6 protein-coding genes are annotated in these 13885 nt (G+C 59.7%); 3 read left to right on the top strand and 3 right to left on the bottom strand.

Annotation, left to right across the window (positions count from 1 at the left end):
• Positions 1–69: 69 nt before the first annotated feature.
• Positions 70–1254 carry a thiolase family protein gene (locus tag ACW9HW_RS24460; RefSeq protein WP_457401980.1) on the bottom strand — a complete coding sequence of 395 codons (1185 nt, stop codon included), beginning with the start codon at positions 1252–1254 and terminating at the stop codon, positions 70–72.
• A gap of 102 nt (positions 1255–1356) precedes the next feature.
• The gene (pap, locus tag ACW9HW_RS24455; protein WP_457401979.1) at positions 1357–2871 is read right to left on the bottom strand and encodes a polyphosphate:AMP phosphotransferase; all 1515 of its coding nucleotides are present in this window, start codon (positions 2869–2871) and stop codon (positions 1357–1359) included.
• 324 nt (positions 2872–3195) lie between these two features.
• Here pap and mnmC point away from each other — a divergent pair, with 324 nt between their 5' ends.
• On the top strand, positions 3196–5178 hold the full coding sequence (mnmC, locus tag ACW9HW_RS24450; protein ID WP_457401978.1) for a bifunctional tRNA (5-methylaminomethyl-2-thiouridine)(34)-methyltransferase MnmD/FAD-dependent 5-carboxymethylaminomethyl-2-thiouridine(34) oxidoreductase MnmC: 1983 nt from the start codon (positions 3196–3198) through the stop codon (positions 5176–5178).
• 5 nt (positions 5179–5183) lie between these two features.
• Here the strand turns inward: mnmC and ACW9HW_RS24445 are convergent, their stop codons facing one another.
• Positions 5184–9998 (bottom strand): NEL-type E3 ubiquitin ligase domain-containing protein, encoded by a 4815-nt coding sequence (locus ACW9HW_RS24445; protein WP_457401977.1) that lies wholly within the window; start codon positions 9996–9998, stop codon positions 5184–5186.
• A gap of 295 nt (positions 9999–10293) precedes the next feature.
• Between ACW9HW_RS24445 and ACW9HW_RS24440 the strand changes: the two genes are divergently transcribed.
• Positions 10294–12066, top strand: a complete 1773-nt coding sequence (locus ACW9HW_RS24440; RefSeq protein ID WP_457401975.1) for an N-acetylglutaminylglutamine amidotransferase — start codon at positions 10294–10296, stop codon at positions 12064–12066.
• A 3-nt stretch (positions 12067–12069) separates the two neighbouring features.
• Positions 12070–13815 carry an N-acetylglutaminylglutamine synthetase gene (ngg, locus tag ACW9HW_RS24435; protein ID WP_457401974.1) on the top strand — a complete coding sequence of 582 codons (1746 nt, stop codon included), beginning with the start codon at positions 12070–12072 and terminating at the stop codon, positions 13813–13815.
• The last annotated feature ends 70 nt before the right edge of the window (positions 13816–13885 follow it).

Below are 13885 nucleotides of genomic sequence, written 5' to 3'. Positions count from 1 at the left end.
CACAGGATCCATGTGGGAGCGAGCCTGCTCGCGAAAGCTATCTATCAGTCAATGCAAAACCCAAGGTGTTTAGCGCACCGCCTCAAACAACCCGGTAGCCCCCATTCCGCCCCCCACGCACATGGTCACGATGCCGTACCGCAGATTGCGCCGCTGCAACTCGCGAACGATGTGCCCGACCTGACGCGAACCGGTCATGCCGAATGGGTGGCCGATGGAAATCGAGCCGCCATTGACGTTGTACTTGTCGTTATCGATCTCCAACCGATTACGCGCATACAGGCACTGCGAGGCGAATGCTTCGTTGAGCTCCCACAAATCGATGTCGCCGATCTGCAAGCCCTTGGCCTTGAGCAACTTCGGCACTGAGAACACCGGGCCGATGCCCATTTCATCCGGCTCGCACCCCGCCACGGTGAATCCGCGGAAGAACGCCTTGGGCTTCAAGCCCAGCGCCAGGGCTTTTTCCAGGCTCATCACCAGGGTCATGGAAGCACCGTCGGACAGCTGCGAAGAGTTGCCGGCGGTGACCGAGCCGTCTTCAGCAAAAACCGGCTTCAATCCGGCCAGGCTTTGCAGCGTGGTGTCGGGGCGGTTGCAGTCATCGCGATCGACAATGCCCTCAAGGATCTGCACCTGACCGGTGGCTTTGTCTTCAACGCGGTATTTCACCGCCATCGGCACGATTTCATCGTCGAACAACCGGTCAGCCTGCGCCTGGGCGGTGCGTTGCTGGCTTTGCAGGGCGTAGAGATCCTGTGCTTCGCGGCTGACGTCGTAGCGACGCGCGACGATTTCGGCCGTCTGCCCCATCGGGAAGTAGAGGCCCGGCACCTGCTCCTTGAGCAGCGGGTTGATCAGGTGGTCGGTGTTGACGCTTTTCATGGTCAGGCTGATCGACTCGACACCGCCGGCGACGATGATGTCGCTGCAGCCCGAGGCGATCTGGTTGGCGGCGATGGCGATGGCCTGCAAGCCCGACGAGCAGAAGCGGTTGAGGGTCATGCCGGCGGTGCCGATGCCCAGGCCCGACAGTACCGCGACGTTGCGCCCGATGTTGTAACCCTGAGCGCCTTCGTTGGAGCCGGCGCCGACGATGCAGTCCTCGACGCTGGCCGGATCGATGCCGGTGCGCGCCAGCAAGGCGTCGACACAATGCGCCGCCATGTCGTCCGGACGGGTCATGTTGAACTTGCCGCGAAAGGATTTGGCCAGGCCGGTCCGCACGCTGTCGACGATCACCACTTCACGCATGGCATACCTCATTGTTGTTGTCGGTTAGGAATGGCCCGAGCATAAGCCCACTCAATTACCGACCGCGACAATCATTCACCCCGCGTATGCGTAACCATCGCCTCACTTCTTGCCCTTGCGCGCTCGCTTGTCTGAGTTTTCGAACGCTTCCTCCAACGCATGGTTGATCGTGCGCAAGACCTTGACCCGCGCCCAGCGCTTGTCATTGGCTTCGATCAATGTCCAGGGAGAGATCTCGGTGCTGGTGCGGTCGACCATGTCGCCGACAGCCGCGCGGTAGTCATCCCATTTGTCGCGATTGCGCCAGTCATCCTCGGTGATTTTGAAGCGTTTGAAGGGGATTTCTTCGCGTTCCTGGAAGCGCTCCAATTGCGTCTGCTTATCGATGGCCAGCCAGAACTTGACCACGATCACCCCGGCGTCGGTGACCTGTTCTTCGAAATCGTTGATTTCACTGTAGGCGCGCAACCAGTCCGCCGGACTGCAAAAGCCTTCGACCCGCTCAACCAGCACCCGGCCATACCAGGAGCGATCAAACACGGTGAATTTGCCCCGCGCCGGAATATGCCGCCAGAAACGCCAGAGATAAGGCTGCGCCCGCTCCTCTTCGGTCGGTGCGGCAATCGGCACGATGTTGTACTGGCGCGGGTCCAGTGCCGCGGCCACCCGGCGAATCGCCCCGCCCTTGCCCGCCGCATCATTGCCTTCGAACACCGCCACCAGTGCATGGCGGCGCATGCGTTTGTCACGCATCAATCCTGAGAAGCGCGCCTGTTCGGCGATCAACTGCTCTTCATAGTCGTCCTTGGACAGACGCAGGGTCAGGTCAAGGCTATCGAGCAGGTTTACTTGATCAACGCTGGGAAACACCGGCGCGGCGCTGACTTTTTCCGGGTGGATTTTCGGCCGTTTCAGCGCGGCTTGCAGGCCTTCGAGCAGAATCTTGCCGACCACCAGGCTGCGATAGTTCGCATCCACCCCGGCGATGACATGCCAGGGCGCATAATCACGGCTGGTGCGACGCAGAATCCGTTCGCCGAATTTGACGAACCTGTCGTAGGTTTCGGACTGCTGCCAGTCCAGCGGACTGATGCGCCAGCTGTGCAACGGATCATCGGCCAGCGCCTTGAGGCGTGCTTTCATTTGCTTCTTGGACAGGTGGAACCAGAACTTGAAGATCAGCGCGCCTTCATCGCACAGCATTTTTTCCAGCCGTTCGGCACCGTTGATGCCTTGGTCCAGCCGGGGATCCTTGATCACGCCATGGACCCGGGCCTGCAGGATCTGGCTGTACCAATTGCCGAAAAAAATCCCCATGCGCCCCTTGGCCGGCAGCATCCGCCAATAGCGCCAGGCCGGTGGCCGCGCCAGTTCTTCGTCGGTTTGCTGGTCGAAGGTGCGGACCTCGATCAGTCGCGGGTCCATCCATTCATTAAGCAACTTGACCGTCTCGCCCTTGCCGGCACCTTCGATGCCGTTGATCAGGATGATCACCGGGAAGCGCTTTTGTTGCTGAAGTTCGAACTGCGCTTCGAGCAGGGCTTCGCGCAGAGCCGGCACTTCGGCTTCGTAGGTTTCTTTGTCGATGGTGTGATCGATTTCGGCGGATTCGAACATGGGGGGCTCCCTTCCAGATCTGAGCAAGACTAGCGGATTGACCTCTGCTGTGTGGGGGAAATCCAAACATGAGGAGGATATAAATCCTGTGGCGAGGGAGCTTGCTCCCGTTGGGCGGCGAAGCCGTCCCGATGTCGATAAACTCACCTCCCATTGGGTAAGCGATCAGTCGGTTTGCGGCTGCTTCGCACCCGAGCGGGAGCGAGCTCCCTCGCCACAAAAAGCACTGATTTTCCATCACACACCTAAGGTGTCCTTTGCCATGGATCAAGCACCTTGCCCGCGATCGGCTAGAATGGCCGCCTTGCCGTTGCCGAGCCTGCCATGAAACCTGTAATGCCCCACGCCCAGCTCGACTGGGACGACCAAGGTCGCCCCTATTCGCGAGTGTTCGATGATGTGTATTTCTCCGATCAATCGGGGCTGGACGAAACCCGCTACGTGTTCATCGAACAGAACCATTTGGCCGAGCGCTTTGCGGCGCTGCCGAATGGCGGTCGGCTGGTCATCGGCGAGACCGGTTTCGGCACCGGGCTGAATTTCCTGTGCGCCTGGCAGGTGTTCGAACAACATGTGACGACCGATGCGCGACTGCATTTTGTCAGCGTCGAAAAGTACCCGTTGAGCCCTGCCGACCTGCAGCGTGCCCTGGCGCTGTGGCCGGAACTCAAGGTGTTTGCCGATCAATTGCTCGCACAGTATGTGGCGATTCATCAGGGCTTTCAGCGCCTGACACTGGCCAATGGTCGGGTGACGCTGACCTTGCTGATTGGCGATGCCCTGGAACAGTTGCCGCAACTGGACGCGCAAATTGACGCCTGGTTTCTGGACGGTTTCGCCCCGGCGAAGAACCCCGACATGTGGACCGCCGAACTGTTTGCCGAGCTGGCACGGCTGTCAGCGCCGGATGCGACGATCAGCACCTTCACCAGTACTGGTTGGGTACGACGCCTGCTCAATGCAGCAGGCTTCAAGATGAAGCGCACACCCGGCATCGGCCACAAATGGGAAATCCTGCGTGGCACCTTCCTGGGCTGGCCTGACGAAGTCGCGATGCCCGCCATGGCCAAACCATGGTTTACGCGTCCGACGCCACTGACCGGCGAACGTCGTGCACTGGTGATCGGTGCCGGCCTGGCCGGCTGCGCGACGGCGGCCAGCCTTGCGGCGCGTGGCTGGCAGGTCAGCTTGCTGGAACGTCACGATGCACCGGCGCGCGAAGCGTCGGGCAATCCTCAGGGCGTGCTTTACCTCAAGCTGTCGGCCCATGGCACGGCGTTGTCGCAACTGATTGTCAGTGGATTCGGGTATACCCGGCGCTTGCTCGAACATTTGCAGCGCGGCGTGGACTGGGACGATTGCGGGGTCCTGCAGCTGGCGTTCAATGCCAAGGAAACCGAACGTCAGGCGCAATTGGCGGCGGCGTTTCCCGAAGACTTGCTGCACACACTCGATCAAGCGCAGGCCGAGGCTCGCGCCGGTATCGCGCTGCCGGCAGGCGGCCTGTTTTACCCCGAAGGTGGATGGGTGCATCCGCCTGCCCTGTGCCAATGGCAGGCAACGCAATCGAACATTCAGGTCCTGACGCATCACGATGTGTTGGAGCTGCGTCGCGTGGACGGACGGTGGCAAGCGAGGGATAGCGACAGGTTACTGGCCGATGCGCCCGTGGTGGTATTGGCCGGTGCCGCCGAGATCAAGCGCTTTTCGTACAGCAGCGAGCTGCCGCTCAAGCGCATTCGCGGACAGATCACGCGCTTGCCCCAGACTGTTGAGAGCCAAAGCCTGAGCACCGTGGTCTGCGCCGAAGGTTATGTCGCGCCAGCCCGATTGGGTGAACATACCCTGGGCGCCAGCTTCGATTTCAACAATGAAGATCTGACACCCACAGCGGCCGAGCATGCCGGCAACCTGCAGATGCTCGAAGAAATTTCACTGGATCTGGTCGCCCGGCTCGGCGCGGACACCCTGCAACCTGAAGCACTCGACGGGCGCGCCGCATTTCGTTGCACAAGTCCGGATTATCTGCCGATCGTCGGCCCGCTCGCTGACGCGCAGGCTTTCGCCCTCGCCTACAGCGCCTTGAGCAAGGATGCCCGGCAAATTCCGGACACCCCTTGCCCCTGGCTGGATGGCTTGTACATCAACAGCGGCCACGGCTCGCGAGGACTGATCACCGCGCCGCTGTCAGGCGAATTGCTCGCTGCCTTGCTGGATAACGAACCACTGCCATTGCCCAGAGCCGTGGCCGAGGCCTGTCACCCGAACCGCTTCGCCTTGCGCCGCTTGATTCGAGGCAAGGCATGAGGTGTTTAATCCAGGGCGAAGCAAGTCTTTGACTCGTCAGCCTTCATGGCCACCTCGGTCAGACGCTTCAACAAATCGGTCTCGACCTCATTTTGTTCAGCTGCAATGCGGTTCACTTCGCCGAGGTAGTCCGCGCCAAACGTCGGATCGTTTTCAGCCGCTTTCTCCATCCGCACGTGAAAAGGTGCGGTCAGGTCGCGGAACCGTTTACCATGATGCAGGCGCAGAAAATCGCCCCAAAACGTGCGCCCACTGATGTAAGTCGATAGTTCAGATGAGATTTCCGCGGTGAGGACCTTGCTGTAGGCAGTATCCAGGTTGGCCTGTGTTACGCCACTGAGCGTTGCATAGCGCATGTGCCGCGGCTGACCGACCAGTTCGAGCCTGTCGGCCAGGCCGGTACGATAGGCCAGCTCCACTTCCACCGGATCAAGCGTGGTATCGGCCTGGACATGTTCGCGAGCGATGCTGGCGAGGTAATCCAGACGGAACAGGCGTCGCCCAAGACTCAACAAGCGAGCGGCCTGATCGTGGGCATTAGCGGACAGCCGAACCACCTTGTCGATATCCACGGCGACCTCAAGGTTACTGAAAATCACGGCCGCTGAATCCGCGCAATTGGCTTTCACCGCCATGGACAGCAATTGGGCACGTAACGCCGAGTCGGTTTGAGTCGCCTCAATGACACTCCAGACTCGGCGGGTCATGTCTTCGTGCACGAAGCGGCTATCGGCCGAGCTTCCAACTTCCGACAGCAATTCAAAAAATCCAGTCGAATCGGGTTCGTTTTTCAGCGCCAGCCATGCACGATTACGACTGGCATAGGTTTCTTCAACCGTTTTCGGCATCCACAGGTCTCGAGCCCTCAGCTCACTGAGCACCTCGGCTCTATCGTCCAGAAGCCCCATTCCAATGCCCGTATTGTCACGGTAGCTTTTCAGCTTCGTACGGCTCGCCTCGGAAATGGGATTAAAGCGCAGGTTGATTGCCTGGGTGAACCGCCGAGGTGCCTTGAACAGCCAATCTGGCAATTCCCGAATCTGGTTGCCTCGCAGGTCCACCATGTTCAGATACGGTGGGCGGGCAAGGCCAATAGGCATTTCCGTGGCGTGGGTATTGCCCAGGAACAGAGATTGCAGATCCAGCATTTTGCCGACATCAATCGTGGCGCCCAGATGATTGCCGCTAAGCCCCAATGTACGCAAATTGCGCATGTCGGCCAGTTTGCGCAACGTATGTTGGTCCAGCTTTATCTGGTTACTTTCCAGGCTCAGGTGTTGGAGGTCGGGCATGTGCGACAACATTTCCGGCAATCGTGTGAGCTTGTTGCGGTCCAGTTCCAGAGTGACAAGCCCTTTGAACGGTTTGAGGAAGTACGCCAGCTCATCGCCGGCCTGCATGTCCTTGATGGCAAGGCTGCGAACATGAGCGACATCCTGCTCGGTCAGCGTCGGTAACGGGCCTACCGGGTTGTGCTCAAGTACGAGCGTTGTAGAAGGCTGATCAGGGCGCGTTACCCGGCGCCAGCAGTTTTCGATGGCATGAGCCACCTGTCGACGGCTGACACGTATATCGTCGAGTTGCCCCGGCAGCTTCTTCATCTGCACGTCATCGTCACGCCAAGCGCGCAGCACCCCGAGCAGTTTTTTCAGTTGCTGCTGCAATTCCCTGACTCGCTTCTCCCGCTCCATTTGGGTAGCGCCAGCGTTGTCGAGAAACGACGAAACCTGGGCTTGCGTGAACAGCGGAAAGAGTTTTCTGACCTTGCGAACCAAGCCCCTTGCATAAGTACTCGCCGCGGGAGGGCTAGCCTGTATACAGGCAGAAAGATGTTTCGGTGTTTCACTGCGTTCGTCCCGTAGTACCCGCCTGGTATGCGCAGGATCGCCGGTGGCAGCTCTGGACAGGCGTGATCGAAGGGCCGGGACATCCAGCGTATCGTTGCCAGTGAAACCCATGCGAGTGCGTTGAGTAGCGGGCAATGCATCCAGTATCGCCTGAAGCAGCGTGTCGCTCTGCAGTGTGGAGGACACAGGGCCATTGGTTTGGGTGACTTGATAGCCGGCGGATGTCTTGACGATCACCTCGCGCGACTGAGCATCTGCTTCGCCCACGCTGTCCAGCAATGTGCCGGTGACTGATTTTTGTCGAACTTCAAGTCGGAAGCCGTCATCCCAGCCTTGCACCCGATCCATCAAGCCGAGCGCCAGTTTGTCGGTATCGGCATTGGCCAGCTGCGGGACGTGCAAGCCCGTGAGTGCGCGGTCCTGCCGCAACGTCGTCTGCGCCTCATTGATCTGTTGGGCGAGATCCATCCCGGGAATCTTGCGGTCATACAGAAAACTGCGATCCCTGGCAGAGGCACTGTCCAGCAACTCCTGGCGCACGCGGACGGGAAGGTCCGCGGCGTGTTCGCCCAGTTTCGCAACGTCACCGGTCGCGGTGGCGCTGGCGTCCCAGGTTTCATAGAGCCAGTCAAACATTGGCCGGCGATCGCTCTCGAGGCTTGCCCCGATCTTCTTCGCCATCCGTTGCGCTTTCGATTCGGTCGTCACGCCGATGATGCCCTCGACTTCTGTCGGATAGAGGCCACTGATAACGGTGTCAAGCAACTCCCCCGAATCCAGATCTGTTTGATGAACCTGCACGCTGTTGGCCGCTTCCATGTGTGGGACGGTCCTGGGGAAGCGAGAAACGACCAAGTCGTTCTCGTCGAGCACTTCAATGAAGCGCGCCTTCGGCCATCCCTGCAATCTGGGCAGTGTATGCAGCTGCTCCTGAACAAATTCCGTATTCGCGGTCTCTGCGCGTTTCATCGCCTCGATCATCCCGGTGATGCGCCGGTCGATTTTGAAGCGCTCGGCACAGTCATTGATTCGCTGAGGTAACTTGAGATGACTTTCATGCCGCTGGTGCAACTTGTCCGGCGTCATGTCGGTGATGTCGGCAATCGCTTGCAGGTCAGTATCAAGTTCGCTCAGGCGTTGATCAGTACGCCCCAGCGCATAAGCACCGTCGCGCCACTCGTGCGCATGCTCATAGACATGCCGCCAGCCACCGTCCACGTTTCGCTCGACGGCAGGGTGGAATGCGTCGGTGCGCACAGGATGATTGATGGTCCACCCCGTTCCCGCCGTGTTGCGAGAGACCTGATAGGGCGCTCCATCCATGACGATCGAGGTCTTTCCGGCGTGCCGGTAGAGTCCTTGGGAATCAGGTTGCACGTCTGCTGGCAGGGTCCGGGTCTGCTTATAGGGTTCAAGGTCGGGCTTCCATAGTCTTGCTTTGCCATCAATGTTGGTTACAGCCTCGAAACCATCGAAGAATGCCGGCAACTCTTTCACGGCTTTACTGACGGCTGTCGTGACAACTTTGCCGACCGCGGCAAACGCCGCCAGCTGCGCGATGTTTTCCACAACGTTGAGCAAATGGGACAAAGCCTCGGTCCGTTCACCGTGCGTCCAGTCCACCACGCCTTCATACACCTCGCCGACGATGTCGACGACAGCCGTCGCCAACATCAATTGGCCAATCACCGGTACAAAAAAAGCGGCGGCGTTCAGCAGCACGAGGCCGCCATCCAGCAGCATCCGAATGGTTTTTTTCCGTTGTTGTTCGTCGACGTCTTCGGTCGGTACGGCAAGGATTCGCGCGTCCTCTTGAGTCTTTTTGACGAATGCACGGAATAGAAAATCGCCAAGGCTGGTGTCGGTAGCCGTAGCGGTAAGCGTACCCAAGACCTTGTCTTTATCGAATGAAGTGAAGAACCCGGTTTTATCGTGACCGTGCAGGTACTGCTCGGCGAAGTATTTTCTGTAGCTTTTGCTTTGCAAATGGAGGGTCAGGTAGGCCTTGAAATCATCCAGCGAGGCGTACTCGTATAGCGGTCGTCGGGGCTCGTTCGGCATGTAAACCACACACCTGGCCTTGGGTTCGGTATCGATGGAGACCTTGGTAAATACCAGCACTCCACAGATGCAGGTGTCATGAATCATCAACCCTTGCCAAAGTACCGGCCCGCCATCGATGACTGCACCTTTGGTTCGAGTGGCGGGGACTTCCTGTTCGATCACCTTCAGCAGCATGGTGTAAGCGGCTTGAGTGATGTCCTTCTTCAGGTAGGCCACGTGGAGGGCGACTTGCAGGTCCAGTACCTTCATTCGCCGGATATCGGCGGCAGAGGCCCGATCATCGACAGGCGCACCCTCGATGGGTTTGGCCGGCAATGCCAGAGCCTCGCCAATATGCTGCTGATAGCGGGCACCCAGATCGAGTTCACGACAGAGCGTTGCGAATTTTTCGGGGGTTATTTCAGATTCAGATTGTTTTTTTGCATTGATCCGAATCACTGAGCCCGCCGCCATTGCGCCGATCTTCGCTTCCCCGGAGGTAAAGTTTTCCATGGCCGCGTGAAGCAGGCTGCGTGAATGGGTGTCTGCGTTACTCAAGTAACCGAGAGGGAACAGTCCTGTTGATGAATATTCTTTTGTGGGGATGTCCAGCTTATCCCGCTCAACGTCGAAATCGATCGTCCATTTGCCCTTGAGAAAACGGGTCAGTTGCTCTTTGCAGAACGCGTCCAGCGGCTTGAGTTTTTCGAGTGCCGTCGTGACCTTGGCTTGAGCCAGAAATGACGCCTCGAAAGCGGCTTTCAGAGCCTGTACCACGTTCAGATCGGCATTGGCCAACCATTCAGGAATAGACGCCTGCAGCACCTCGGCCTTGTCCAGATCGCCAGTGTGTTCCAACAATGCCTCGAGGCGTTGTGTCGAGGTCATGGATACAGCCGCGGGGGCGGCCTTGGGTAATTCAGGAGGCATGAGCAATATCCTTATTGCGTTATGAGGCTCCCAGTTTATGAAGCTCGACAGCCGATTAATAACTCGAATACCGGATCGAACCGGGGCGCGTCCCAGCAGCTACTCCAATGCATCACATCAATAATTACCACCACCGAAATCCGCACTTGTGCTCGCCAGCCATTCGGTCGACAACGCGGACTTATAACCGATCGATCTAAAACTCCCGCTACCGAGGCGGGTCAGTTTCTGAGTACCCGCCGTTTTGGCGCGGTATCGAGTGACCCTCCCCAACGGAAAAACCGGTAAGGAATTTATGTGCGGATTAGCTGGCGAGTTACGTTTTGACAATCAACCTGCAGACCTTGCAGCCATAGAACGCATCACCCATCACCTGGCACCACGTGGCCCCGACGCCTGGGGCTTTCACAGCCAGGGGCCGATTGCCCTGGGCCATCGACGCCTGAAAATCATGGACCTGTCGAACCGCTCGGCACAGCCGATGATCGACCATCAACTGGGCCTGTTCCTGGCCTTCAACGGCGCGATCTATAACTTCCCGGAACTGCGTGCCGAGCTGGAAAGCCTGGGGTATGCCTTCTATTCCGGTGGCGACACCGAAGTGTTGCTCAAGGGTTTTCACGCCTGGGGTGAAGCGCTGCTGCCGAAACTCAATGGCATGTTCGCGTTCGCCATTTGGGATCGCGATGCCAAACGCTTGTTCATCGCCCGCGACCGCCTGGGCGTCAAGCCGCTGTACCTGTCGCGCACCGGCCAGCGCCTGCGCTTCGCCTCGTCCCTGCCAGCGTTGCTCAAGGGCGGTGACATCAACCCGATCCTCGATCCGGTTGCACTCAATCATTACCTGAATTTCCACGCCGTGGTCCCCGCCCCTCGCACCTTGCTGGCCGGCATTGAAAAACTGCCGCCAGCCACCTGGATGCGTATCGACGCCGATGGCACCACCGAGCAGAAAACCTGGTGGACCCTGCCCTACGGCCCCCGCGCCGATGAACTGAATCTGACCCTCGAAGACTGGCGCGACCGGGTGCTCGACAGTACCCGCGACGCCGTGGCGATCCGTCAGCGGGCGGCGGTGGATGTCGGTGTGCTGCTGTCCGGCGGTGTCGACTCGAGCATGCTCGTCGGCCTGTTGCGTGAAGTCGGCGTGGAAAACCTGTCGACCTTTTCCATCGGTTTCCAGGATGCCGGCGGCGAGCGCGGCGACGAGTTCCAGTATTCGGACCTGATCGCCAACCATTACGGCACGCAACACCATCAATTACGCATCGATGAAAAAGAGATCATCGAACAACTGCCCGCGGCGTTCCGCGCCATGAGTGAACCCATGGTCAGCCACGACTGCATCGCCTTTTACCTGCTGTCGCGGGAAGTGGCCAAGCACTGCAAAGTGGTGCAGAGCGGCCAGGGCGCCGACGAACTGTTCGCCGGCTACCACTGGTATCCACAGGTCGACGGTGCCGACGATCCGTACGCGGCTTATCGCGAGGCGTTTTTCGACCGCAGCTACGACGATTACGCCGCCACCGTGCAACCGAAATGGCTCACCGCGAATGACGCCGCCGGTGACTTCGTCAAAGAACATTTCGCACAACCGGGTGCCGATGCCGCCGTGGACAAAGCCCTGCGCCTGGACAGCACGGTGATGCTGGTGGACGACCCGGTCAAACGTGTCGACAACATGACCATGGCCTGGGGCCTGGAGGCGCGCACGCCGTTTCTGGACTATCGCCTGGTGGAGTTGTCAGCCCGGGTGCCGGGCAAGTTCAAGCTACCCGATGGCGGCAAACAGGTACTCAAGGAAGCGGCGCGGCTGGTGATCCCGAGCGAGGTGATCGACCGCAAGAAAGGCTACTTCCCGGTGCCGGGCCTCAAGCATTTGCAGGGCGACACGTTGAACTGGGTGCGCGACTTGCTGCTCGATCCGAGCCAGGATCGCGGCCTGTTCAACCCGGCCATGCTCGACCGCCTGTTAACCGACCCGCAAGGCCAGTTGACCCCATTGCGCGGCTCCAAGCTGTGGCAACTGGCGGCGCTGAACCTGTGGCTCAGCGAACAAGGAATCTGATCGATGAAACCTCACGCTACGGCCATCAGCCAGCGGTTGTTGCGCGGTCAGGCGCCCTCTTACGAGCGCCTGCAGGCGCGCCTGGCCGAAGACGGCAGCACACTGGGCGCGGCACCGATCGCGGTGCATTGCGGCTGGGGCCGGTTGCTGATCGGCCATACCTTTGCCGATGCATCCAGCCTGGCCCACGAGTTGCTCAACGAGCAGCCCGGTGAACGCGACATCGCGCTCTATGTCGCCGCGCCCCAACAAGTGCTGGGGCTGGAGCCGACGCAGTTGTTCCTCGACCCGTCCGACACCTTGCGCCTGTGGTTCAGCGACTACCGTCAGGCCACCCGGGTGTTTCGCGGCTTTCGTATCCGGCGCGCGCAAAGCGACGCCGACTGGAACTCAATCAACCAGCTTTATCACGCACGCGGCATGCTACCGATCGATGCCACCTTGCTGACCCCGCGCCATTTGGGTGGCCCGGTGTACTGGCTGGCCGAAGACGAGGACAGCGGCGCGGTGATCGGCAGTGTCATGGGCCTCAATCATCACAAGGCGTTCAACGACCCGGAAAACGGCAGCAGCCTGTGGTGCCTGGCGGTCGATCCGCACTGTTCGCGGCCGGGTGTCGGTGAGGTGCTGGTGCGACACTTGATCGAGCACTTCATGAGTCGCGGGCTGAGTTATCTCGATCTGTCGGTGCTGCATGACAACCGCCAGGCGAAAAGCCTTTACGCCAAGCTCGGTTTTCGCAACCTCTCGACTTTCGCCATCAAGCGCAAGAACGGCATCAATCAGCCGCTGTTTCTCGGCCCCGGTCCCAAAGCCGAGTTCAATCCTTATGCGCGGATCATCGTCGAGGAAGCGCACCGACGCGGTATCGACGTGCAAGTGGATGACGCCGATGCCGGGATGTTCACCCTCAGCCATGGCGGACGCCGGGTGCGTTGCCGCGAGTCCCTCAGCGACCTGACCAGTGCCATCAGCATGACGCTGTGCCAGGACAAGAGCCTGACCCACAAAGTACTCAAGGCAGCTGGCTTGAACCTGCCCGCGCAGCAACTGGCGGGCAACGCCGATGACAACCTGGCGTTTCTCGACGAGTACCACAGAGTAGTGGTCAAGCCGCTGGACGGTGAACAGGGGCAAGGCGTGGCAGTGGATTTGCAAACCATCGAAGACGTCCAGCAAGCCATCGAAGCTGCCCGCCGATTCGACAGTCGCGTGCTGTTGGAAAGCTTCCACGAAGGCCTCGACCTGCGGATTCTGGTGATCGGCTTCGAAGTGGTCGCCGCCGCGATTCGTCGCCCCGCCGAAGTGGTGGGGGATGGTCAGCATTCCGTCGGTGCGCTGATCGAAGCCCAGAGTCGACGGCGACAGGCGGCCACGGGCGGTGAAAGCAAGATTCCGCTGGACCCGGAAACCCAGCGCACCTTGAAAGCCGCCGGCTACGACTACGGCAGCATTCTGCCGGCTGGCGAGCATCTGTTCGTGCGGCGCACGGCGAATTTGCACACCGGCGGGATTCTCGAGGACGTCACGGCGATCCTGCACCCGACCCTGGTGGATGCCGCGGTGCGAGCCGCGCGGGCATTGGACATTCCCATGGTCGGCCTCGACCTCATGGTGTGCGCCGCCGATCAACCGGAGTACGTGTTTATCGAAGCCAACGAACGCGCCGGACTGGCCAATCATGAGCCGCAGCCGACGGCTGAGCGGTTTGTGGATTTGTTGTTTCCGCACAGTCAGCCGGTTTCCTGACATTAATGTGTTGCCCGTGCCATTGCCTTCGCGAGCAGGCTCGCTCCCACAGTTAATCGCGTCCCCCTGT

The organism is Pseudomonas sp. SDO5532_S415, from assembly GCF_054071155.1.
This window is presented reverse-complemented; position numbering and strand designations above follow the sequence as displayed.

Bases quoted from the DNA above. Each gene is read 5' to 3' on its own strand.
- pap (WP_457401979.1), bottom strand. From the start codon at position 2,871: ATGTTCGAATCCGCCGAAATCGATCACACCATCGACAAAGAAACCTAC.
- ngg (WP_457401974.1), top strand. From the start codon at position 12,070: ATGAAACCTCACGCTACGGCCATCAGCCAGCGGTTGTTGCGCGGTCAG.
- ACW9HW_RS24460 (WP_457401980.1), bottom strand. From the start codon at position 1,254: ATGCGTGAAGTGGTGATCGTCGACAGCGTGCGGACCGGCCTGGCCAAA.
- ACW9HW_RS24445 (WP_457401977.1), bottom strand. From the start codon at position 9,998: ATGCCTCCTGAATTACCCAAGGCCGCCCCCGCGGCTGTATCCATGACC.
- ACW9HW_RS24440 (WP_457401975.1), top strand. From the start codon at position 10,294: ATGTGCGGATTAGCTGGCGAGTTACGTTTTGACAATCAACCTGCAGAC.
- mnmC (WP_457401978.1), top strand. From the start codon at position 3,196: ATGAAACCTGTAATGCCCCACGCCCAGCTCGACTGGGACGACCAAGGT.